Consider the following 23,244-nt stretch of genomic DNA (forward strand, 5'->3'; position numbering starts at 1 on the left):
AAAGGATTGGGGTGTATTCATATATTTTTCCGGGAAGATAGCGAACTATCTGATAAGTGAAAACGGGAAGGCAAACCGGAAGAAAACACAAAAATATCTTGATAATATTTTCTTATCGAAAAATCTAATTAGGCTCTTTTCTAATTATTATTATACCAGTCGATCATTTTTTGTACACCTTCTTCAATATCGATTTTATGATGCCATCCTAATGCATTTAATTTCGAAACATCGGTCAGTTTCTTCATCGTCCCGTCCGGCTTATCGGCATTGAAATACAAATCGCCTTCAAATCCTGCAGTTTTTTTTATCAAACGGGCAACATCTCCAATACTGATTTCTTTTCCGGTACCGATGTTGATATGGCAATTTCGGATTTCTTTCGTATTTTTAGGCTTAAGATCCTCAAAGTCGATATTTTCCATTACGAAAACACAGGCATCCGCCATTTCTTCACTCCACAAGAATTCACGCATCGGGCTTCCTGTTCCCCATATTTCGACCTGAACATTACCTTTTTCTGTCTTACGCACTCCATATTTATTCAATATGGCAAGGATATCCTTTTCTGAAGATTCTCCATTGACCGACTCTACCGGACGTTTATTGAGATCGGAACGTATAGCCGACCAATTTCCGGTCTCGAGATAACGTCCCAAACAAATTTTACGAATCAAAGCAGGAAGAACATGGGAGCGTTCTAAATCGAAATTGTCATTAGGCCCGTATAAATTCGTAGGCATGACCGCAATATAATTAGTACCGTACTGAAGATTGAAACTTTCGCACATCTTTAATCCGGCAATCTTGGCTATTGCATAAGGCTCATTCGTATATTCCAGTGGAGAAGTAAGCAATACGTTCTCATCCATAGGCTGTCGGGCATCCCGAGGATAGATACAAGTACTTCCCAAAAAAAGCAGTTTTTTTACTCCGGTACGATACGAATTATAAATTACATTATTCTGTATTTGCAAATTACGATAAATAAAATCTGCTCGGTACAGACTATTTGCGATAATGCCACCGACAAAAGCCGCTGAAAGGAAAACATACTCGGGTTTTTCTTCATCAAAAAAACGGGTTACGGCAAGTTGGTTGCAAAGGTCCAATTCTTTATGGGTACGGAGTACAAAATTTTTATATCCTTTTTCTTGCAAATTTTTCAATATAGCAGATCCCACCAATCCACGGTGACCGGCTACAAATATTTTGGCATTCTTTTCCATCAATGTTTATTTTTGATCATCCGGGCAACTTTTTCCATATCATGTTTTACCATAATCTTCACTAATTCGGGAAATGGTGTCTGAGTAGGATTCCATCCCAATAAAGTTTTGGCCTTAGTAGGATCGCCTAACAACTGCTCGACTTCTGCAGGACGAAAATATTTGGGATCGACCTCGACCAATATCCGTCCGGTCTCCTCATCTATTCCCTTTTCTTCGACTCCTGTCCCTTCCCAACGAATCTTAATGCCGACTTCAGCAAAAGCAAGCGTACAAAATTCACGGACAGTATGCATCTCTCCTGTCGCTATCACAAAGTCTTCGGGTGTTTCATGTTGAAGAATCATCCACATACACTGTACATAATCTTTGGCATATCCCCAATCCCGACGAGCATCGAGATTTCCCATATAAAGTTTGTCTTGTACTCCTTGTTTGATACGGGCTACTGCCAAGGATATTTTACGGGTAACGAAAGTCTCTCCACGACGTTCGCTTTCGTGATTGAATAAAATACCGTTCACGGCAAACATACCATAACTTTCTCTATAATTCTTGGTAATCCAAAACCCGTATTGTTTCGCTACACCGTACGGAGAACGGGGATAGAACGGTGTTGTTTCTTTCTGCGGGACTTCTTGAACCAATCCGAATAACTCCGAAGTGGACGCCTGATATATTTTGGTTTTTTTTTCGAGATGAAGAATACGAACGGCTTCTAACATACGAAGCGTACCGATCGCATCGGCATCGGCCGTATATTCGGGGACATCGAAACTTACTTTTACGTGACTTTGTGCTGCCAGATTATAAATTTCATCAGGTTGCACTTCTTGTATAATGCGAATTAAAGAACTTGAATCGGTCAAATCTCCATAATGCAAATTAATGGTTCTTTGCTGTTTCATATCGCGCACCCATTCATCAAAATAAAGATGTTCTATGCGTCCGGTATTGAATGACGAAGATCTACGCAAGATGCCATGAACTTCATATCCTTTTTGCAATAAAAACTCAGCAAGGAACGAACCGTCCTGCCCGGTAATTCCCGTAATCAAAGCGACTTTAGTATTCATTTCTAAGCTAAAAATTAATTATTAATCCCTCAAATTTCCATACTCGAACTTTCGTTGCAAATATAAGAAATCTATACACATCAAAAGCAAAATTTTTTATCTGCGAATACGAATCTGCAAAGCATGTTCCACAGGTTTTTCGCTGATAAAGGTCAAATATCCTCCACCGCCTGCACCACTTAATTTCCAACCTAATACAGAATCCCGATATTCTTCTATCTGAGCCAAGATATCATCATTCACCATATTGGGGAACATTGCTATTTGGGCATCGAAACTGGCCTTTACTTGCACACCGAAATTTTGCAAGTCTTTATTAAGGATTGCATCCCAACAACAACGGGCAGCATCACTCAACGCTTTTGCCGAAACCGCATCGATATGCGTATCGGCAAGAACATTATAAGACTGACCTCTCGGATATAGAGGTACTAACCAAATATATTTTTCAAGCCATTCCAAAATATCCGAATCAAGATTGCTTTCTATCGACTCCGGCCAATAGTCTCCGTTATATTCATATTTATTCAATCCCGGCATAACAATTCCCAAAGCATCTTGAGAACCGCTTACATAAGGAGTTCCGGGCGGATTTTCATAGCAAAACAGCGTTTTGGCTAATTTTTCCTTATCTCCTTCGGGTATATCGGTCTGCCATAACTCTATCGCCTTTTTACGCGAACTTGTGGACATCCCGCTACGATCATTAAATTCATAATCCGGTTCTATACAAATGGTCAATACCGGACCCGGATAATATTTACTGACATAAGGCTGATCGAGCCATCCTCCGGCCAAATCGATCCGGTAGGGAATGCGGCATTCTTTTCGCAACATCGTTGTCGAACGTACAGGCAAAGTTCCATGAGGAATTCTTTTACTCACAATATATTCGATACCCAATTCTTTACAAAGTTGCGCTTTCAAAGGGGTATTGCCGTCGGTATTTACAAAAAATATATCGGGTTTGAGTTCTCTCAATTCCTTTTCAAAATCCAGTAGTCCGCTTCCGCTATTGATCCACGCATCTTTAACTACACGAAGAGCCTTTACCATATAAAGACGCTCAGCATCGGTATTGACCGTTTTTCGGGCTTTCAATTCAAATATCGTCTTATCCGAACCTATGCCTACATACAAATCGCCATACCGGGCAGCTTCTTCAAAGAAAGCGACGTGTCCGCTATGCAGCATATCATAACAGCCTGATACAAAAACCTTTTTATTTCCCATACCGGAAATTATTTTGAGAATTCTTTAATTCTCTGTTCATCTTGAAGTTTACAAATCAGAAGCGTCCCGTTTTTTTCCGCGACAATATATCCGTCTAATCCTTGAATAACAACCCTCTTATTCTTAGGGACATGCACTATACAATTTTGAGACTCTATCAACTTCACATTTTCTCCGACACATGCATTATGATGATTATCATGGGGCAAACGGGTATGAAGAGATCCCCATGTGCCCAAGTCTGACCAACCGAATGATGCCGGGAAGACATAAATTCCGGACGCTTTTTCCATGACGGCATAATCGATAGAGATACTTTCACAAGTCGGGAAAAGTTCATCAACCCTTTCTTGCTCATCATCTCTGTAAAAACAAGGTGTCAACAGATCGAAAACAGAAGCCATAGCCGGGCAATAGGTCCGAAAGGCTTGTTCAAGTGTATGTGCATTCCATATAAAAATTCCGGCATTCCAAAAATAATTACCGGCCGATAAATATTCTTTTGCAACAGAAAGAGTCGGTTTTTCCTTAAATGCCTTTACAGGTTTTATCTCGCTACCGTCCTCTATTTCTGCCGCAATATATCCATATCCGGTTTCGGGACGGGTAGGCTTCATTCCTAATGTAAGTATAGATTCCGATTTTGATGTAAAATCAAGCGATTTTACAATAACTCTACGAAATTCTTCAACATCGGTTACCACATGGTCCGAAGATGTTACTACTATATTAGCATCGGGATAACGTCGTTTAATTTTCCAACCGGCATAAGCAATACAGGGTGCGGTATTGCGCATACATGGTTCTAACAATATATTGGAACGAGGAATATCCGGAAGTTGTTCTTCTACTAACGATTTATATCGGGCAGAGGTAACTACCCAAAAATTGGACATGGGAACAAGCCCGCTGAAACGGTCAACAGTAAGCTGTAACAATGTGCGCCCGCATCCTAACACATCGATAAACTGCTTGGGATGTTCGGGTGTACTCATCGGCCAGAAACGACTGCCTACTCCTCCGGCCATTATTACCACATGATTATTTTGCATTATACACTTATCTCAAAATATTCAAAGATATAAATAAAAGTTTAAGAGCCTGTCTAAATTTTTCAACAAAAAATATTATCAGATCATTTTTATGTTTTCTTCCGGTTTGCTTTCCCGTTTTCTCTCGTCAAATAGCCCAACTATCATCCCCGTAAATTCTTAAAAATTTTCTTACCGGACTTCACGCTTTACTAATTTACGTTCTTTATCGACTATAAAACGCTGCAAGCCATATACCAAGCACAATCCTAAAAATATATCGAACAGAAACATTACAGTTTCCCCGAGAATCTTAACTAAAAACCAATTGAGAATTATAAACATAGAGGATGCTATTACCAGCGTTAACATCGCCTGCCGATGGGACATTCCTAATGCCAATAATTTATGATGAATATGATTTTTATCCGGAAGAAAAGGTGATTTACCATGTTTTATCCGGACAATAAACACTCTGAAAACATCGAAAATAGGAATAAACAGTGTCGAAAACGCAACAATCGGAGCACCTACTACTCCGAATTCGGGTGTAGCGTTAAGCTGACAGAATCGTATGGCAAGAAATGCAAGACAGTAACCTAAAATCAGAGATCCGGTATCTCCCATAAATAACTTCATCCTTTTGCCAAAAACGTTATACAAGAAAAATATCATAACCGATCCTAATAGTGAAAATGCCAACATAGCATAGGCATACAATCCCGCAGAAAGAAACCAAAATCCATATACCGCAAGAGCTACACTACTCAATCCGGACGCTAAACCATCGATACCGTCGATCAAATTGATCGCATTTATAATTAAAACCGTTATAAATATCGTCAACACATAAGATACCGCCACAGGTAACTCATATATCCCGAATATTCCGTGTAAATTGTCTATATGAATATCTCCGAAAAGAAAAAAGATCGCAGCAAGAATCTGCGCCACAAATTTTTTACGAAAAGAAACACCTCGAAGGTCATCCAAAACACCGATACCGTAGATAGTTGTCAGACCACATATCAAAAACAGCATTTCGAGCAATAACGACTCCCTCAACTCCGTTGCGACACCGACTCCATTCAGCTCACGAAGCCCTAATACAAAAGCATACGAAAACATCATACAAGGTAAAAATATTATTCCACCTAAACGGGGAACTGCCCTCGTATGTGAACTCCGGCTATTCGGCACATCAAATAATCTTCTCTTTACCGAAACGAACACAAGTCTCGGTATTACCAAAAATGAAAGATAGGCAGACAACACCAAAGCCAACAATGAAAAAAGTTGTAACATACTATCAAATTTTTTTCACACACCTATTAATAATATTAAGAGTTTATCCCTATTTTTTGGTAAACAATTTTCACAGATAATAGTTTTGAGCGTGCTTCTCAAGAAATTATCTTTTCACATTATGAACTCAGGAAAAAAATACATCCTCATGTTTTTCCTAAGTACCTGTGTTCTCCTTAATCTCCTATAAAAACATAGAATAAACTCAAAAAAATGCTCCAAAATCATATATCACCTCACACCGTCGGCAAATATAAGAAAATATTTAATTTGTATTTCACAAATCTTAAAAAAATATTTTTTTAAAATATTCTTATGGACTGTTTTAAATTTTGTCCGGATCAACTCTGAAAATTTCTTTTACGAATGTTCTATTGCTTTTATAAAGCTAAAACTAACCCGAATAAAATTTAAACGACTTCTAAATATGTGCAATTTATGAATGTCAGTAAGATATTATCCGATTACGAATACTATCCCCAAATCGACAAGATACTTAGAGCCTGTTTAAATTTTCCAATAAAAAAATACGATCAGGTCATTTTTGCGTTTTCTTCCGGTCTTTTTCCCCGTTTTCACTCGTCAGATGATAGCCCGCTATCATCCTCGTAAAAACAGAAAGACATGCTCGGAAGAAATTCCCAAAACCTGACCCGAGCAAAATTTAAACAGGCTCTTACAATATTTATAGATCAAACTATTTGCCGGATAATCTGAAAAACAATTTAGAGATCAACAGTTCTGCAATTTTGTACCAATAGCGCAGACTTAATATAAATATATTAGTATATATATTATTTTCACGGCAAGCTCTTAACTGCTCTTTCATAATCAATTTGCGACTTCCCATCGATTCGGTACTTGCCCCTCCCGTACGCATCGTTACAAAATCGATAGGAAGATAATGAATGCGGATATGGTTCAAAAAAATGAATCGTAACAAAAGCTCAAAATCTGCAGCGATTTTATAATCGATCTTATAAATTCCCAATTTATCGTAACAAACTTTGCGAACATAGAAAGACGGGTGTGCCGGCATAAATCCCAAACGCATCAATCCCCGACGAAAGATCCGCGAAGAATAATATCTCACAGGTTTCGAAAGATTATCCGGGTTTACAAAATGAATGTCCCCATACACGGCATCGATTCCAGGACGTAATAAAAACGCTTTCACCACCATCTCTACGACATAATCATCGGTAAAGAAATCGTCGGAATTGAGTACTCCCACTATATCTCCGGTAGCAGCCAATATTCCTTTGTTGAAAGCATCGTATATTCCCTTATCTTTTCCCTCTATAATTCGTTGTCTGTCTCCGGCGTTGGCTTTTACAATGGCTATGGTATCGTCTTTAGAAAGCCCGTCAACGATAATGTGTTCGATATTATCATAGGTCTGCCGATTGACCGAACGTATCGTATCGGCTACTGTTGCCGCACTGTTGTATGTGCATGTTATAATAGAAACTTTCATAGATTTCATATTACAAAATTTTTTTTATTCCCCAATTTACTTTTTCCCGCAACCATGCTACTCCGAAAGACGAAAAAAACACCAACGGTATGATAATCGGGAAAAATGCGAAAAACTGTTGTTGACTTTCAAAATAATGAGCCTTAAAATAGGTATAATATAAGTTATCGAATATCCATGAACACAGATACATATCCAACGACAAAAGTGATATTTTCGTTATCATTTTCGACTTGAAATCAACATCGTAAAACAACAGAAAAACAATAACTGCAATGGCTGTATAAAAGAGGGAATCGCGACCACCAAGAACAAATCTATAAGTATTTCCCATCATTAAATTTATTATTGGATCTAACATACACAAAAACAATAAAATAAGCGATAGTTTAAGTTTGGAAAACTTAAACTTATATTCATGAATATAAGCACCTATAAAATAAAAAGTTACCGGATATAACGCAACAAAATCATCTGGTACAAATTTATATCCTGCCTGATTAAAGAACGGAGGTAAAGCTGTTAATACTAAAAAAGTCAATATAAGAATTTGTTTGTTTTTCTTTTCCTGCAAGTTATTATAAATTATATTCAAAAACGGGATTAAAATAAATAATCCTATATACATTTCGATATACCATCCATAAGGAATGGCCGTATAATTGAATATTTGACGCAGCCATAAAAAAACACTTAAATGTTCTCCATTGATAATTATTCTATATAAAATCGTAACAATAGAATATACCAAATAAGCCGATAATACTCGGATAATGCCTTTATAATAGGTTAATGTCAATTTTTTATTTGTATTTAAAAATCCCGTCAATAACAGAAATAAAGGAACAGCTACCAAAAATAAAGATGCAAATGCTCCCTGTATAAACATATTAACACCTATAAAAGGTGTTATCAAAAATTCAGTATGCAAATCGAAATGATGTGCAACAACAAATAAAATAGCCAAAGATCTCACTATATCCAATCCGGCCAACCGCTTTTCTCTTATCATTTTTCTAATATAGGTAATTTATTTTTCTATTGTCAGCTGTTTACCAATATCCCAAAAACTTGTAATTTTTTTTATTCCCCAATTTACTTTTTCCCGCAACCATGCTACTCCGAAAGACGAAAAAAACACCAACGGTACGATAATCGGAAAAAATGCGAAAAACTGTTGTTGGCTTTCAAAATAATGAGCCTTAAAATAAGTATAATATAAGTTATCGAATATCCATGAACACAGATACATATCCAACGACAAAAGTGATATTTTCGTTATCATTTTCGACTTGAAATCGACATCGTAAAACAACAGAAAAACAATAACTGCAGTTATCGTATTAAAAAGACCGTTCCGTATCATAAACAACGAGACAAAACCTTCTCTTAAATGTACAATCGAATTAAAAACAGGATCTACGGTACATAAAATTATAAGTATAACACATAGCCAAAGTTTTCTAAACTTTGGCTTATATTCATGAATATAAGCTCCTATAAAATAAAATGATACCGGATATAATGAAGTGAAATAAGCTGGGAATAATTGAGTTGCCGACCAATTAAGAGAAATTGGAATCGCTGTCAGAGCTAAAAAAGTAACAATCAATATTTGTTTTTTTCTTTGTGTATCCAAACATTTGTATATAAGGTTCAAAAACGGAATCAAAAGAAACAGGCAAATGTACATTTCAATGTACCAACCATAAGGAATCACTTCATAATTTAAAATCTGGCGTATCCATAATAAAACACTCAAATGTTCTCCATTAACAAAATATCTATACGCAATCGTCAACAATGAATATATCAAATATGCTTCTAAGACACGTACAATTCCTTTATAGTACCCGAATGATAATTGTTTATTGATATTTAAATATCCCGTCAACAAAAGGAATAACGGCACTGCAACAAAAAATATTGATGCACACATTCCTTGAAAAAAAAGATTTGTTCCATCAAAAACAGTCTGGCGGAACTCTGTATTCAAATTAAAATGCTGTGCAACAACAAATAAAATAGCTAAAGATCTCACTATATCCAATCCGGGCAATCTTTTCGTCTTTTGAATATCTTTCATTAATTCACTCTTTATTTATATTAATATTGCTAAAAACATCGATCTTACAAATTCAATACTTTATAAGTTAATTACTATATTATAATTTAGATTTAACCCAACTTTTCACTTCTGCCGTCCGTTTCTCAAAACACCAATACACTACATAGGCAACCAATAAAGCTATACTCAACTCTCCTATATACCAAGAAATAGAAATAAAATCGACACTTTCACTTTTAGGAACATTATAATATTCCAACATACGCAATACCAATACATGTGTCAAATAAAGAGTATAAGAAAAAGCCGCCAATTTTGTTCCTATCTCATTAAGCTTTAAAGTCCATTTTTTAGTCGGTTTAATAATTACAAGCTGTTGAAGGAACAAACTGAAGAAAAAAGCGAACAATAACTCAAGAGCTTGTCGATTAGGCAAATATTGTGATATAGCTGTTCCCTCATTCAATCTTGATCCGCTTGTTAATTGAAGTAATATGATAAAACATATCATCACAATAAAACCTCCCCACAAAAATATCTTATCAACTTTTTTCGGAATGATAAGATATGCTAATGCTCCCATAAACCACATAAATAAATAATGTGGAGACAATTTTGTAAAAACAAGGAAACATATTAATAAGAGCGGAATAGCAAAAATTTTATAAAATACCATCTTTTGACGTACAAAAAACAAAGATATTATACCCATTAATATATAAAACCAAACTTCATAGGAAAGCGACCAAAGCGGTTCTATTATAGAATAAGTGCAAATGCCTTGTAAAGAAAAAAGATTACCTAACCAAGCTTTCCAATCAATACAAAAACCTTGAACAATAGAAACCGGAATAAATAACAATAATGCCGATATTAGAGGCAACATGATACGAACAATTCTGTCAATAGCATATCCTTTAATATCAAAGACACCTTGTTGCAGCCTCTCTATCGCCTTTCCGCCTACTAAGAATCCACTCATAACAAAGAAGATAAGAACAGCTTCGTTTCCTAACCTTGTTAATGAATAAAATGCAAAAATCAAAGGATTCTTCTGCTCTGCAGGCAGCAATGTATATTCAACAAAAAACGCACCTCTGAAATGGCAAATCAAAACCAAAAATGCCGCAGTAAAACGGACTAAGTCCAACCAATAATAATGAACCTTGTTTTCCCCCATGTTTTCAAAATTTTATCTGATAATTATCTATCAAATATTTTCTTATCTTTTTCGCATCCTGTCCACAGGTCTTTTTTATTTCGAGTATTTTTGCATCGACAAGAGTGCGATACCACCAGCCTTGTAAAAAATCCCAAAGAAATCCTTCTTTACCATCTAAAAAACCGAGTTTAACTATGTAACGGTAACAGAAATAAGCAAACGAACGCCAGAATAGAGGCATCTTTGCATATTTCATTTTCTGTGCACGTTTTTTCTGTACATCTTCGCAATATGACGCATCATCTGTATCCAAATCGAACAGGTGATATTCCGCATCAAGTAACAGAGCCGCTTCTCGAGAAGAATAGTGATTGTGTTTGTCTACAAATTGCTTTATGGAAAGAAGACTATCATCTATAAACTGATTTTTAAAAGTAACTGTCCGACCCGATTTCACAACAATATGCTCATCCATTAAACGCTGTTCATAACAAGCTTTCCCATATCTGAAAAGGCGTATCATTTTCACACTATTTACAATTCCATGTTTCAGAACACGCCCCATAAAGGCTCGTCCTAAAGGGAAAACCACAGCCGTTATATCACCGGACAATTTCGGTAATTGTTCATCCATCTCAGTTATCAATCCGGAAGTCAAATACTCATCAGCGTCCAACCGCAATACCCATTCGGTTGCTATCGGCAAATTCTCTAAAGCCCAATTGAATTGTGCAGCCTGATTTCCAGGCCACTCATGCTGATGCACTTCTGCCCCCAATTCTTTTGCAATATCGACTGTCCGATCTGTAGAAAAACAATCCACAACAAATATCTGTTTCGCTATCGATCTTACATTTTCTATGCAACGACGGATATGAAGCTCTTCATTTAAAGTCAATATGATTACCGATATATCAAGCATTTTATTTGAGATTTTATAGTTTTTGCAATATATTTATATGTTCTCATAAGTATAACAGGCATTATAATTCCGACAAATGAATAAACCAACCACCAATTTTTATCTAAATAAATTGCAGATGATATCTTTGTTAAAGGCAATTCATGAATCCAAACATATATATACGAAACTCCTCTGAAAGCTAAAAAATGCAACGCCATTATATGCAATGAATATGTTCCGACAAATGCAACCGCTGATGCCAAATAATCATTATTCATTATTAGATGTGATAAATACCATGATACGTATATCCCTACAGTAGAAACAAATATGAAGAAAAAAGGATTTACAATAGTGCTGGAAGCCAAATCCACAAACCTTCCGGAAATCTGATAAGCTTCAAAAAGAATAACAATTGAAATTATGAATAAAATAAGATTACATTTCACATGAACATTCTTTTTCTTTATTAGAAATCCACCATACAATACCGGTTGAACAAAAAAACTACTTAATCCCCAACTATAAGTTATACCCTTACAATAAAGTAACCATGCCAAAACAAAAACACCGATTAAAAGAACAGATGTTATAAATTCTATTTTATCAGGATTCAGACAAATAGCGAACTTACGTACTAAGCAAAAGAATATCAGAGAAATTAAAAGAAACGGAACAAACCAAAGAGCTCCTGCTATAGGAAGATTTGATAACAGCGTAAAACTTTTTAAAATAGCAACACAAGTTTCTCGAAATGAATATGAAAAAATGCCATTAACTGGTGAATAAATATACAATAATATAAAAACATTATGTAACAATGCATAGGCAATCCTATATTTCACCGTCGGCCAATATAGAGATTTTCCTCTCTTCTTAAGAAAAGATTTAAAATCTCCTACATAACGCTCATTGAATAGATAACCTGAAATAAAAACAAATAAGACCATGTGAAACATATACACATAAGGGGTCAACCAAGAACCTGAATGTCCGACAACAACACAAATAATGCCGATGCCTTTCATAATGTTCCAAAATTTTCGATCATCTACACTTTCTTGCATAATTACATCAACTTATCACTCTTTTTTTTATAAACTTGGCAGGATTTCCACCGACTACTGTCCACGGTTCTACATCTTTAAACACACAAGCCCGAGCACCGATTACAGCTCCCTGTCCAACCGTCACTCCCATACCGACAAATGCATCAGTAGCAATCCATGCTTGATCTTTGACAATAATAGGTGCTGTCACCAGAGGATTTAAAGAATCCGATATATCATGACTTGCCGTACAAAGATATGCACCCTGGGACACTGTCGTATTAGCCCCGATTTTAACAAGAGCTACATTATAACAATCCACTCCGGAAGCAAGACAACTATATTCATCCATTATCAAATTTGCAGGGTAATAGATTTTAGCAGAAGAGTATACAATTGCCGTCGAAGCTAATTTCGCACCGAACAACCGCAACAAAAAACGTTTCCAGCCACTTCCTATACTACGTGGCAACGGCCGGGCAAAAATCGTCCAGACAACAGACCAAAGCATCCTGATCATCTGATGTTTTCGTGTCAGGACATTCCTATATTTAGATAAATCTATTTGTTGTTCCATTATTTAAAACCAAAAACGAGGGAAAAACAATCGTATGACATTTCCTAAAAAACGTTTTAATTTTCCTTTTAAGGAATCTTGATTTTTCGAAAAAGAAAGAGCGGCTACATTACTGCCTTCCAAACCTCCGAAATGAGGTTCTTTCTTGAAACGACAAATAACATCGCTCCTGTGAATCATAGGTTTTACAACATCATACATCAGTCCTTCCAACAATAAACCTTTATAATCATTCAATTCTGTATATCTATTCCCGATAAACTCATTGTAAAAAGAGAGGCTTGCAGCAAACATCCTTACATCTGCAGAATGACCACACCATCCCAAACCGAGTCTATCATACAGGTTATGGTCTTTAATATCTATATATAAATGACCTTTGTACTCCAATATAAATTTACTTGCATAATCGATAAAATATTTAATATTATATATCGGATATCTACCCGTTACTTTAAAGAAACCTCCCGCCTCCCTTATGAACACAGACTTTTCGACCGCTTTATTTATAAGTAGAAGCTCATTATACCCTTTGCCCTTCGTTACATCAAAATCCTCAGAATCTAATGATAAAAACTCAATAGAAGGATTTTCCTTTACTGACGACTTTATAGAAGATAAATCCCAGCCCGAATTATCGACAAATACTATTTTATACGTTTCACCCCCCCCTATTAACATTTTTTCATATATCATTAAACTCTCTCGATACATCTTTTCTCGTTCCTCATCTGTAAAACAAGCTCCTACCATTCCTCTCGTACTGACAGATGCGGTCATCAATAGCGGTAATTTATTCATATACATATTCGGGTTTAATATTTTTATACACTAACCATTCATACAATTGCTTCATTCTCAATGAGACCGATTTTATAGAATAATGTCTCAATACTAATGTCCTACCTCGTTCTCCCATTCCTAAACGATCTTGCTCAGACAAATTAATCGCGATCAACAAGGTACTAATTAACGTATCAATATCATTATCAACCCACCAGCCGCAATCGAATGTTTCCAAGTCACTCCACGGTGTACCTTTAGAGGCTATTACCGGAATCCCTTGAATTAGGGCTTCAGGAACTACCATTCCAAAATTTTCGGATTTGCTCGGTAATATCTGGAAATCGATAGAATGAACCAGTTTCTGCAAATCTTTCCCCATAATAAATCCTAAGAAGCGAACATTATTCAGTTTATTTGCAGTTGCAAACTCTTCCAATTCTTTTTTATAAGCAGTATCTCCATCACCGATAATCAACAATTCGCAATTACGTGTCTTGTCTCCTAATTTGCTCCATGCAGACAATAGGAGATCTACATTCTTGATTCGGTTTAACCGTCCGACGAAAGCGAAACGACGGACCGAATTCGAAGTTTTACGTATTTCTAACGAATCATCTATTACCAAACCATTGGGAATAACCGCAACAGGGTTATTTAGCCCGAATGCCCGAATATGTTCCAACTCTGCCATACAAGTAGCCTGCAAGCATGATGCCGTTTCCAGATCTTTACGCTGAAATACTGTCGATACGATTTTCTTTTTCCATGCAGAAACTTGCAAAGCCTGCGGATACAGCATTCCATGAGGAGCTATCACACAGGGTTTATTCTGTTTTTTTGCTATTTCTGCCGTAAAATGCGTCGGACATGTCCATAATCCGTTCGCATGATATAAATCGTATCCGATATGAGAACTCAAATAACGTCTGAAATTGGACGAATAAACCAATGGTGTGCGGGCATCATTCGGCAAAGCCTTGATAAATGAATCATCTGCAATGATCTTATCCGAATCGTCCCGAGGCATCAATGTAAGAATATCTGCTTCTATTCCCTCATCCCGAAGACCTTTAATAAGATTATAAGTACAAGACGTAGGCCCACCACTGCTGATATTCAATCCCGATATCGTATGTAATATTTTCATTTTATCGTCCTCCTGTCAAAACGGAATATAACTTTGGTAAATATTTTTTTAATAGCCCTCCTATCCATATAGCGACAGCAGCCATTATAAACGGAGATACCAGAAATGTTATCCAATAGCTCCACTCTTCTCCTCTGCCGACCAATAGCATAACTTTCTTAACGATACTAAGAGCCGGAATATGGAATAAATAAATGAAAAACGTATATGGAATCCATCTTTTTATAAAATCAAAACGCCAGCCTTTACGGTATAAATAGTCATATAAGAACCATACAAACAGAAAGAGGATCGCGACTAAATATAATTCTTTCGTACTGGGAATAAAGATCATAGAACAATATAACATCAAAAGCAAAGAAGCCGTTCCCAACAAGACAAGCCCCCATTTATGTTTAAGCTTAACTTCTAAAGATATATTGTAAATTGCACATGCTGCTCCTATACTGAACATGGTTAAAGACTGAAACCATGAATTATAGAACGAAAAGAATATTATTAACGGGAAATAGATAAATATCATTTTTCTGATACAGAAATACAAGAATGGAGAAACAACGACAATCAGAATCAAATCCCGTATAAACCAAAGGTGAAAACCGCCCGGAACAATAAATAGTGTATAAATCCATTCCCATAAGCCGCCATGTATCAATTGAGTATAATCACTATTCATATATTTTCCGGCAACGGGGATATATTTTAATATGAACATTTGTAACAGACAAAGAATATTCCAAATGATATATGGGATCAATAAAGATTTTACACGACTTCGATACTTTTGTTTCCAAACGCTCCAATCCGGATCGGATAATTTTACATAAAACAAATAACCCGATATGAAAAAAAACAATGGAAAAAACAGTCGTCCCCAACAGAAAGCAATGCTTTTCTCAAAAATATAAAAGACTTTATATTGTGCGGCATCCGGTATATATGCGTGAGCATACAATACCAAGATCATCGCAAAAAATGATAATACTTTAAATTTCCAACTCTGATACTCCGATACTTTCACAATCTATATTATTTTAACTCAACCACGGTGCTATGACCTCATTATGTGTACAATCACCTGATATGCAAGAACAAATTTTTTCAAAATATGCAGCTACCGAATCTCCCGATATCGAATAACGTGTCCACTCTGCGATGTTCTGACGGTCAGCTAAAGAAACCGTTCCCTTTTCAAGCCATTTTAATAATATCTTCTCCAACGATTTTTCTTTATTAACAAAAGAAAAAGCTTCTCCTCTGTCCTTACCATCAAGGAGGACCGATGCTCCACAATTTTCAGAAGCAATCACCCTCATCCCATTTTGTAAAGCTTCATTAACTACCGCACCCCAACCATCATACAAACTCGGTAAAACCAATATATCATAACGGCACATCAAATCCAGCACCTCATTATTTGTCTTACTCCCTAAATACTTTATATCTTCTGCCCTATCTATTTTTTTTATCAGCAAATCAGTTAACGGACCAGCTCCGATAATATCTAAACAGGCATATTTTCCGACATGTTTTAAACAAATATCTACTAAAGACAGTATATTTTTATTGCAATCTATTCTTCCGACATACAAAATTGCAGGTTTTTGTCTGTTTTCATTCGATATTGCACCTTCATTAAAAGCCCTTTGAGCGGTAAAATATCCCCAATCAAAAATTTTGCTTTTCTCAAATCCGGCTTTTAAGAAACATCGACGTCCGGTTTGTCCGGTAACCAACAAACCGTCAATATTTTTACCATAACATAAATTCAAAGCCATATACTTTAACCTTCTAAAAAAGCCTTTTATCCCGAACCATACATACGGTTCGACATATACCAATATCTTCAAGTCTAACGCAACGACTTTTTTAAAAGCTTTATATACCATCGGGAAAGCATTTATTCCCGAAAATACGTGAACCGCATCTTTATTTTCCAAGATCAAGTTATCTATCGTCTTATCATCAGGAGCAACGATAATTTTAGTTTTTCCCATATCGGGAATACTCCACCCATCCCCTTTTCTTTCCTGATCCAACCGTTGTTCAACGACTAATAAAATCGAATGCCTATTCGACAATGTCGAAAGAAATGTAGATTGATGTATACTTATTATATTTTGCCAAAAAACGAACTGCATAATTTCTATTTTAATTTCATTAGAATCAACGCGACATCTCGGCAAAATCAATCGAACAAGTTCGTTGTTTCTGCTCTCGATTTGCAGTTTTTTTTATAAAAAATTGTTTGCGAACAGGTATTTGTGCTAACGATATCAACAACCACAAATAAAAAAATAAAAAAGATCCGGATGATGTTATATACCCTTCTGCAATCAAATGTATCGCAAAAAAGGATAAACATGCCCCTATCAATATCTCATCCGAATACGATTCTGCTTTTTTATAAATTCGAAATAAAGGTTTCCCAAACAACAACAAAAAAGGTATTGTTCCCATCATACCTAATGACGACAGTAAAAATAGCCACCCCGAACCGGGTTCTATCACCCCATTCTTAGCCGCTATCTTATATACAGACGGCAATATAGTTTCATCTACATAATTAAATCCAATACCACATACCGGCGATTTCTTAAATTCCATCATACGGACTTGCCAAAGGACATCTCTCGTCGTAGTCATGCTGCCAACCTCTCTCGAACGTTCTATTTTACCGGCTACCGTGACTAAATAAGATTCCCATAGAGGATATGAAACAGAAATAACGATAAGCATTGAGAAAAGAACTTTAAGAAACAGTTTCATATTTCTACGATATCTGACTTTAAGATAATACAATATTCCAACTATTCCTCCAGATAAAGACGCTCTCGAACCAGCCAATAAACACATTAAGAAAGCTATGACCATCATTCCTAAAAATAAATATTTTTCTTTTTTGGAAATTTCGGGACAAAATGCCTTATGCAAACAAAATAAAGAAGTCAAAGCCGCTATCGGGCTCAAGAGCATCGATTGGCTTGTACATCCTCTAAAACCTGAAAAATCAGCCGTAGAATAAATTCCCGCCAAATAACCTAAAAAGGAAATTATCACAACAATAACAAATAAAATATTCACTTTATCGAAAATCTCCTTACGGAAAATCATCAATTCGGAATTATATAAAAACGGACTGACACATAATATTACCATAAGGAATGAAAAGAATCTATCCCAAGGCATAAAATAGTCCGGAATATAATTCACAAAAATCGAACAGACTATAGCTATTATAAAAAATAGCATGCAAACATTAATTTTTATATTCGGATGGTAAAATACCATTACAATGGCTATAAGCAAAAATATAGCATAATAAACCATCTGAGGGAGATTAGGTGTTTGCCATATTATCTGATTAACGCTCAAAATAGCTATAGCCCATGCAAAAAATTTCATAATTGGAAAATATTTATTTACGCTTATCCAATAATTCAGTTTAGTTTATAACATACTTTCTTCATTATGTAGCATAAAAATTTATTTATCATAAATCTTTATTACATTCGCAGGAATACCTGCTACACAACAATAGGGAAAAACATCTTTTGTAACAACTGCTCCGGCTGCAACAACAGAATTTTTACCGATAACGACTCCCGGCAATAAGGTAGAACGAACACATAACCATGCCCCATCTTCAATTTTTATATTTCTGGATATACCCTCTCCTGCCGAATGCAAGCCATCGGCATCGATACGATGCGTTCCGGTGCCTAAATAAACCATTGGAGCAATATCTACATAACTACCGATTTCTATTCGGGAAGTCGTCGATATAAAAACCTCATGACCGATCCACACATCGTCTCCGATTACCAATTCTCCGCACCCCATTATATGTACAGAAGAACAAATACGGACATTTTTCCCGATTTTTGCACCGGCAAGACGCAATAGTCCTCGTTTCAAAGCGAAACATGACGTCTCAGGCAATAAAGGAAATAAGAGACTATTAATATAATTTATAACCGGCTTCATTTCAGTAAATATTTAAAACAGTTTTTATATAATCTGTCTGTCATTACTATTTCAAAAGCGTTAATCACTTTGTTCAGAATCCTTACATACGAAACTTTATGATATAAGGCTGTATTATACAAATGAAAATGAACTACATTTTGAGAAGAAAAAGAACGTTGCATCAAACTTGTATTTTTTCTAAAAAGTTGTTCGAACGATAAGACTTGGCATTCTGGCGTTAAAGTTTTTTGATAGCTTTCTTTTGCTAAATCAGATATAGACACGATATTTTTTTTTGACAAATCTTCGATTATTCGTAAATACTCTCGAACCCGATTTTTTTTAACAATAAATCCATTTTTCCCTGATTTTATTAAATCAGGTATCGCAGATTTTACGTCATTACACAAAGGAATCACCCCTTGTGCTAATGCCTCTACCAAAAGAAGCGGACCGGTATCCATTCGTGTCGGAATCAAAATACAGTCTGAATTCCCCAATGTTTGTAAAAAAGACTCTCGAGATAACGCCCCATGAAAAACAAAACGCCGGTCACTTTCAAAATATTTTTTATATTTACCTGCCGGCAAACACCAATGAAACTCAAAATTCAAACTCGTATTTTTTAATTCCTTAGCTACATTATAAGCAATATCTGCCCCTTTTGAGTAAGAAGCTCCTCCTGCAAACAAAATAGAAAAACTGCTCTTCTTAAGTTTTTGGACTGGTACAAAATTCACAGTTTGATGTATACAACAAAATTTTTGTTCCGGTATATGATATTTTTTTGAAGCATCTGCAACCATAGCCTCATTTTGGCAAACAATATAATCGATATATTTCCAATTATATATTGCCATTTTTCCCTGAATGCCAAAATTAGACCAAGTAAACCCTTCTTTGAAACCATGCATTACGGATATGCGAATAATTTTCGTATCCAAAACCGACCATAAACCAGCAATATAAGACACGTCATTATTAATTATAACATCAGGATTTAACGCAAGAATCGATTTATAAATCTCTGAAACTAAAACAGATTCATCGCATCTTTTATTTGGAATTTGAAAAAAAGAATAGTCATATACACTTGCAGTAGGAAAAACAGGTTCAGACTGACGGACAAGATACACTGTCACCTTATATCCCTTATTTACAAAATTGGTTGCCAAATCATGAACATAAGAAGAAATACCACCCCCCTGACCGACAGATGACAGACCTGTAGTAGTTAAAAGAATTTTCTTTATATTTGATCGATCAAGTGATTCCATAATCCCATAATATTAAATATCAAACTTTCCTAATCTTAAAATATAAAATACCCCATATTTTTTCATTAAATATTTTTACGAATAGTCTATGTATTCTTTCTATTAAAGACAATGATTTCTGTCCTTTTTTATCCCGCCAGCTTCCATTAAACAAATGAATTGCATAAGTAGATCTTCGTATATCTCCCCTTAAATGAGAAAAAACATAAGGAGGATATATCGAAAAAACTCCATCCTTCAACTCAATAGGAGAACTCTGGTATACCCCTCTTTTAAATCCATATTTATTTTCTGCAATATCCGCGATAATATGACAAACTATCGATTCGTCAAAAGAACCGTCTTCTTTTATAAAATCTCTATCCTGATAATAATCTAAACAATCTTTTATAAAAGGATTGCCTTTTTCTGAAGCAATCATAGCAGCATCTATCCAAAAATCATATTTTTCTCCCGGTTTTGCTTGATATAAATAAGATTCAACAGAAGCAAAACCCGAATTATGTAAAAATGTATCGAAACGGCGAAAAACTAAAACATCCGAATCCAAATATATTCCTCCACACGTGTAAAGAGCATAAAGCCGAATATAGTCTGCTGCAAACGCCCATTTTTTCATCGAACACGCTTGTTCTACAAAACGAACCGAATGTATATCGAAGCTATTCATATCCCAACATCTCAATTCATAGTCCGGCATAATCCGTTTCCATGTCTGAATACACTCTTTCAATTTTGCAGGCATTTCTTCTCCACTCAACCAACAAAAATGAATAATTTTAGGTATTTTATTTCTTTGTTCCATTCTACTAAAAAGCTAATTCTTTATCTTCGTTAACAGATCTTGCCACAAAAATGAAATATCTTCTATATCATATTTCCTCGAAGAAGAAACGGCATTCATAGACATAGACTCTTGTATATTCACATTTTTTATAAAATTGGAGATAGTTGTAGCATAAGCCGATATATCAAAAGCTTTTACCAAAAAACCATTTTTATCATTCGATATCAAATCGGATGCTCCACCAAAACTATCAAAAACAATAGGTACACAACCATATTGCATTCCTTCGATAAGTACCATCGGATATCCTTCATGATTGGATGTCAAACATATCATTTTTGCCTGTCGATAATAAATTTCGGGAGACTGATATCCTCGAAAAAACACCCTCTCCAACTTATATTTAACAGCAATTTGTTCTAATCTTTTCCGGTCGTCACCATCACCGACAATATTCAAACTCCAAGTAGGAAAATTTTTGTAAATTTTTTTCCATACTTTCAAAAGACGATCTACACGTTTTTCTGAATAACTCAATCGACCGACAAACAGAATTTCATCCTTTTTTTCGGACCAATTAACAGAGTCTTTTAACTCAAAAGAATTCGGATTCGGGATTACATACAAATTGCGTCTGTCTTTCAAGCATCCTATCTTAACCATATCATCGACATACTGCGGTGCTAAAAGAACAATTGCATCCATATTATCTTGTAAATAACGGTATCGGATTTTCTTCTGTTTATATGCTTTATATTTATTGTACGGCATTTTTATATACCTTACAAAATCGCTTAATAAAGCAACCGGAGTACGATGTAAAAACAGAGGTTGCATTGCAGAGAAAAAATTCAGTCCTTGATAAACCGAAAAATGCAATACCGAAATAATTTTTGTCTTAGTATTTAACGCTTTATGAGATAATAAATATATATCATCGCCATTAGCCCCTTGATTTATCAAAAAATCTATTTTTTCTTCACGCAGAAAATTTTCTAACCAAGAAATATTTTCATCAGAAACAACAGATCCGTTATCGGGTAAAAAGAATGTTTTAATAGAAGCATCCGCCTCCTCCACTTTATGTTTTGCCAGATACATAACCCGATTGCCTTTTCCCTGAAAATAATGTGCCAAATTATAAGTTACACGCTCAGTTCCTCCTCGTTCAGGATTTATTTGCCGATCAAAGTAAAATAATATATTCATGAAAATATCCCTCCTATTTTTATCCAATACATAAACATAGAAACCCAACATTTCCATGAACGCCTAAAGACTATTTTTTGAACTTTCCAATTGTACAAAAAGTGCTTTTTATATAATGGGGCAATAGATGAAATATTCTGTTTTACTAAGAAACTCTCTGGGAATAAATTTACAGTAATCTCATCACAAATCAGTTTTGATAACAATATTTGCTCATCTTTTGGAAGCCTATTACAATTTTCATCTCCAAACCGGTCTAATGCAGTACATAAATCAACATAGTAACGAAACTTTGTCTCAACTTGCTCATATCCACCCTCCGGTCTCATTACCGACCCAGATCTCTGTCTGTAAAAATAAGTTTTATGGTTAACAAAAACTCCCCGTTCAATATTAAAAGATAAATAAAGCAAAGTCAATAAATCCTCGCCAATCCTTGTATTCGGATCTACATGAATATTTACATATTTATCTTTTCTTATCAAATAATTCCACATGGCGCCCAGCCCTGATGAAAGATAATCGACAAAGTCTTTTCTATTCAAAAAACGCAAAGTTGTATTATTCCGTTCCAATATATATCCGTCTTCATCTACTTCGTCGTATTCACCTCTCACAAAGTCTGCATCATATTTAACTATTTCTCCATATAAGATTTCAATTGCATTTTCCGATAAGTAATCATCTGCATCTAAAAAAAATATATATGAACCTTTTGCTCTGCGAACACCTTCATTTCTCGCAATAACTACACCCTCATTTACTTTTGATATAGATTTTACCCTACTATCAATTAAGGCATATTTATCAATAAGCGATTGGCTGTTATCTGAAGATCCATCATTTATACAAATAATCTCAATATCACCGAATGTCTGGTTTACACACGAGCTCAAACACTTATCTAAGTATTTTTCAACGTTATATATCGGAATTATTATAGAAACTGCCGGCATAT

The 23,244-nt window shown here is 35.3% G+C and carries 22 protein-coding genes; all 22 read right to left on the bottom strand.

Going from position 1 to position 23,244, the window contains the following annotated elements:
* Window positions 1-140 precede the first annotated feature (140 nt).
* The 22 genes from QUE35_RS02805 to QUE35_RS02910 all read right to left on the bottom strand — a co-directional run bounded on the left by QUE35_RS02805 (window position 141) and on the right by QUE35_RS02910 (window position 23,242).
* A complete protein-coding gene (locus tag QUE35_RS02805; protein ID WP_022601039.1) occupies window positions 141-1,229 on the bottom strand; it encodes a GDP-L-fucose synthase family protein in 1,089 nt (362 codons plus the stop codon).
* Window positions 1,229-2,305 (bottom strand): GDP-mannose 4,6-dehydratase, encoded by a 1,077-nt coding sequence (gene gmd, locus QUE35_RS02810; RefSeq protein ID WP_009319452.1) that lies wholly within the window; start codon window positions 2,303-2,305, stop codon window positions 1,229-1,231. Before gmd ends, QUE35_RS02805 begins: the two co-directional genes overlap by 1 nt.
* A 96-nt stretch (window positions 2,306-2,401) precedes the next feature.
* Entirely contained in the window at window positions 2,402-3,538 is a 1,137-nt protein-coding gene (locus tag QUE35_RS02815; protein ID WP_022601040.1) for an adenylyltransferase/cytidyltransferase family protein, read from the bottom strand.
* An 8-nt stretch (window positions 3,539-3,546) separates the two neighbouring features.
* Complete coding sequence (locus tag QUE35_RS02820) at window positions 3,547-4,590, bottom strand: mannose-1-phosphate guanylyltransferase (RefSeq protein WP_022601042.1); 1,044 nt, start codon at window positions 4,588-4,590, stop codon at window positions 3,547-3,549.
* A 171-nt stretch (window positions 4,591-4,761) separates the two neighbouring features.
* A complete protein-coding gene (locus tag QUE35_RS02825; RefSeq protein ID WP_022601043.1) occupies window positions 4,762-5,874 on the bottom strand; it encodes an MraY family glycosyltransferase in 1,113 nt (370 codons plus the stop codon).
* Window positions 5,875-6,571: 697 nt separating this feature from the next.
* Window positions 6,572-7,351: a glycosyltransferase family 2 protein gene (locus QUE35_RS02830; protein WP_031258524.1), complete on the bottom strand. Its 780-nt coding sequence runs from the start codon at window positions 7,349-7,351 to the stop codon at window positions 6,572-6,574.
* Window positions 7,352-7,361: 10 nt separating this feature from the next.
* Window positions 7,362-8,363, bottom strand: a complete 1,002-nt coding sequence (locus tag QUE35_RS02835; RefSeq protein WP_022601045.1) for an acyltransferase — start codon at window positions 8,361-8,363, stop codon at window positions 7,362-7,364.
* An 18-nt stretch (window positions 8,364-8,381) separates the two neighbouring features.
* On the bottom strand, window positions 8,382-9,437 hold the full coding sequence (locus tag QUE35_RS02840) for an acyltransferase (protein ID WP_022601046.1): 1,056 nt from the start codon (window positions 9,435-9,437) through the stop codon (window positions 8,382-8,384).
* 79 nt (window positions 9,438-9,516) lie between these two features.
* The gene (locus QUE35_RS02845) at window positions 9,517-10,599 is read right to left on the bottom strand and encodes an acyltransferase family protein (protein ID WP_022601047.1); all 1,083 of its coding nucleotides are present in this window, start codon (window positions 10,597-10,599) and stop codon (window positions 9,517-9,519) included.
* A 4-nt stretch (window positions 10,600-10,603) separates the two neighbouring features.
* Window positions 10,604-11,503, bottom strand: a complete 900-nt coding sequence (locus QUE35_RS02850) for a glycosyltransferase family 2 protein (protein ID WP_022601048.1) — start codon at window positions 11,501-11,503, stop codon at window positions 10,604-10,606.
* Window positions 11,485-12,552 (bottom strand): acyltransferase family protein, encoded by a 1,068-nt coding sequence (locus tag QUE35_RS02855; RefSeq protein WP_022601049.1) that lies wholly within the window; start codon window positions 12,550-12,552, stop codon window positions 11,485-11,487. Before QUE35_RS02855 ends, QUE35_RS02850 begins: the two co-directional genes overlap by 19 nt.
* Window positions 12,553-12,559: 7 nt before the next feature.
* Window positions 12,560-13,111 (bottom strand): LbetaH domain-containing protein, encoded by a 552-nt coding sequence (locus QUE35_RS02860; RefSeq protein WP_022601050.1) that lies wholly within the window; start codon window positions 13,109-13,111, stop codon window positions 12,560-12,562.
* A gap of 3 nt (window positions 13,112-13,114) precedes the next feature.
* Window positions 13,115-13,912 (bottom strand): hypothetical protein, encoded by a 798-nt coding sequence (locus QUE35_RS02865; protein WP_147404860.1) that lies wholly within the window; start codon window positions 13,910-13,912, stop codon window positions 13,115-13,117.
* Window positions 13,905-15,044 carry a glycosyltransferase gene (locus tag QUE35_RS02870; protein ID WP_022601051.1) on the bottom strand — a complete coding sequence of 380 codons (1,140 nt, stop codon included), beginning with the start codon at window positions 15,042-15,044 and terminating at the stop codon, window positions 13,905-13,907. Before QUE35_RS02870 ends, QUE35_RS02865 begins: the two co-directional genes overlap by 8 nt.
* A gap of 1 nt (window position 15,045) precedes the next feature.
* On the bottom strand, window positions 15,046-16,065 hold the full coding sequence (locus QUE35_RS02875; RefSeq protein WP_147404861.1) for an acyltransferase family protein: 1,020 nt from the start codon (window positions 16,063-16,065) through the stop codon (window positions 15,046-15,048).
* A gap of 13 nt (window positions 16,066-16,078) precedes the next feature.
* On the bottom strand, window positions 16,079-17,185 hold the full coding sequence (locus tag QUE35_RS02880; RefSeq protein ID WP_022601053.1) for a glycosyltransferase: 1,107 nt from the start codon (window positions 17,183-17,185) through the stop codon (window positions 16,079-16,081).
* A 25-nt stretch (window positions 17,186-17,210) separates the two neighbouring features.
* Window positions 17,211-18,449, bottom strand: a complete 1,239-nt coding sequence (locus QUE35_RS02885) for an O-antigen ligase family protein (RefSeq protein ID WP_022601054.1) — start codon at window positions 18,447-18,449, stop codon at window positions 17,211-17,213.
* Window positions 18,450-18,530: 81 nt separating this feature from the next.
* Window positions 18,531-19,031: an acyltransferase gene (locus QUE35_RS02890; RefSeq protein WP_022601055.1), complete on the bottom strand. Its 501-nt coding sequence runs from the start codon at window positions 19,029-19,031 to the stop codon at window positions 18,531-18,533.
* Complete coding sequence (locus tag QUE35_RS02895) at window positions 19,028-20,290, bottom strand: glycosyltransferase family 4 protein (RefSeq protein WP_022601056.1); 1,263 nt, start codon at window positions 20,288-20,290, stop codon at window positions 19,028-19,030. Before QUE35_RS02895 ends, QUE35_RS02890 begins: the two co-directional genes overlap by 4 nt.
* A gap of 19 nt (window positions 20,291-20,309) precedes the next feature.
* A complete protein-coding gene (locus QUE35_RS02900) occupies window positions 20,310-21,095 on the bottom strand; it encodes a glycosyltransferase family 32 protein (RefSeq protein ID WP_022390165.1) in 786 nt (261 codons plus the stop codon).
* 12 nt (window positions 21,096-21,107) lie between these two features.
* Window positions 21,108-22,286: a glycosyltransferase gene (locus QUE35_RS02905; RefSeq protein ID WP_022601057.1), complete on the bottom strand. Its 1,179-nt coding sequence runs from the start codon at window positions 22,284-22,286 to the stop codon at window positions 21,108-21,110.
* On the bottom strand, window positions 22,283-23,242 hold the full coding sequence (locus tag QUE35_RS02910; protein ID WP_022601058.1) for a glycosyltransferase family 2 protein: 960 nt from the start codon (window positions 23,240-23,242) through the stop codon (window positions 22,283-22,285). The genes QUE35_RS02905 and QUE35_RS02910 overlap by 4 nt, the downstream gene beginning before the upstream one ends.
* Window positions 23,243-23,244: the final 2 nt, after the last annotated feature.

Origin of the sequence: Coprobacter fastidiosus, from assembly GCF_030296935.1 — a bacterium.
Classification (GTDB): domain Bacteria; phylum Bacteroidota; class Bacteroidia; order Bacteroidales; family Coprobacteraceae; genus Coprobacter; species Coprobacter fastidiosus.

What these genes read in the sequence shown, in the direction of transcription:
- QUE35_RS02805 (WP_022601039.1), bottom strand. Translation starts at nt 1,229, where the DNA reads ATGGAAAAGAATGCCAAAATATTTGTAGCCGGTCACCGTGGATTGGTG.
- gmd (WP_009319452.1), bottom strand. Translation starts at nt 2,305, where the DNA reads ATGAATACTAAAGTCGCTTTGATTACGGGAATTACCGGGCAGGACGGT.
- QUE35_RS02815 (WP_022601040.1), bottom strand. Translation starts at nt 3,538, where the DNA reads ATGGGAAATAAAAAGGTTTTTGTATCAGGCTGTTATGATATGCTGCAT.
- QUE35_RS02820 (WP_022601042.1), bottom strand. Translation starts at nt 4,590, where the DNA reads ATGCAAAATAATCATGTGGTAATAATGGCCGGAGGAGTAGGCAGTCGT.
- QUE35_RS02825 (WP_022601043.1), bottom strand. Translation starts at nt 5,874, where the DNA reads ATGTTACAACTTTTTTCATTGTTGGCTTTGGTGTTGTCTGCCTATCTT.
- QUE35_RS02830 (WP_031258524.1), bottom strand. Translation starts at nt 7,351, where the DNA reads ATGAAAGTTTCTATTATAACATGCACATACAACAGTGCGGCAACAGTA.
- QUE35_RS02835 (WP_022601045.1), bottom strand. Translation starts at nt 8,363, where the DNA reads ATGATAAGAGAAAAGCGGTTGGCCGGATTGGATATAGTGAGATCTTTG.
- QUE35_RS02840 (WP_022601046.1), bottom strand. Translation starts at nt 9,437, where the DNA reads ATGAAAGATATTCAAAAGACGAAAAGATTGCCCGGATTGGATATAGTG.
- QUE35_RS02845 (WP_022601047.1), bottom strand. Translation starts at nt 10,599, where the DNA reads ATGGGGGAAAACAAGGTTCATTATTATTGGTTGGACTTAGTCCGTTTT.
- QUE35_RS02850 (WP_022601048.1), bottom strand. Translation starts at nt 11,503, where the DNA reads ATGCTTGATATATCGGTAATCATATTGACTTTAAATGAAGAGCTTCAT.
- QUE35_RS02855 (WP_022601049.1), bottom strand. Translation starts at nt 12,552, where the DNA reads ATGCAAGAAAGTGTAGATGATCGAAAATTTTGGAACATTATGAAAGGC.
- QUE35_RS02860 (WP_022601050.1), bottom strand. Translation starts at nt 13,111, where the DNA reads ATGGAACAACAAATAGATTTATCTAAATATAGGAATGTCCTGACACGA.
- QUE35_RS02865 (WP_147404860.1), bottom strand. Translation starts at nt 13,912, where the DNA reads ATGAATAAATTACCGCTATTGATGACCGCATCTGTCAGTACGAGAGGA.
- QUE35_RS02870 (WP_022601051.1), bottom strand. Translation starts at nt 15,044, where the DNA reads ATGAAAATATTACATACGATATCGGGATTGAATATCAGCAGTGGTGGG.
- QUE35_RS02880 (WP_022601053.1), bottom strand. Translation starts at nt 17,185, where the DNA reads ATGCAGTTCGTTTTTTGGCAAAATATAATAAGTATACATCAATCTACA.
- QUE35_RS02885 (WP_022601054.1), bottom strand. Translation starts at nt 18,449, where the DNA reads ATGAAATTTTTTGCATGGGCTATAGCTATTTTGAGCGTTAATCAGATA.
- QUE35_RS02890 (WP_022601055.1), bottom strand. Translation starts at nt 19,031, where the DNA reads ATGAAGCCGGTTATAAATTATATTAATAGTCTCTTATTTCCTTTATTG.
- QUE35_RS02895 (WP_022601056.1), bottom strand. Translation starts at nt 20,290, where the DNA reads ATGGAATCACTTGATCGATCAAATATAAAGAAAATTCTTTTAACTACT.
- QUE35_RS02900 (WP_022390165.1), bottom strand. Translation starts at nt 21,095, where the DNA reads ATGGAACAAAGAAATAAAATACCTAAAATTATTCATTTTTGTTGGTTG.
- QUE35_RS02905 (WP_022601057.1), bottom strand. Translation starts at nt 22,286, where the DNA reads ATGAATATATTATTTTACTTTGATCGGCAAATAAATCCTGAACGAGGA.
- QUE35_RS02910 (WP_022601058.1), bottom strand. Translation starts at nt 23,242, where the DNA reads ATGCCGGCAGTTTCTATAATAATTCCGATATATAACGTTGAAAAATAC.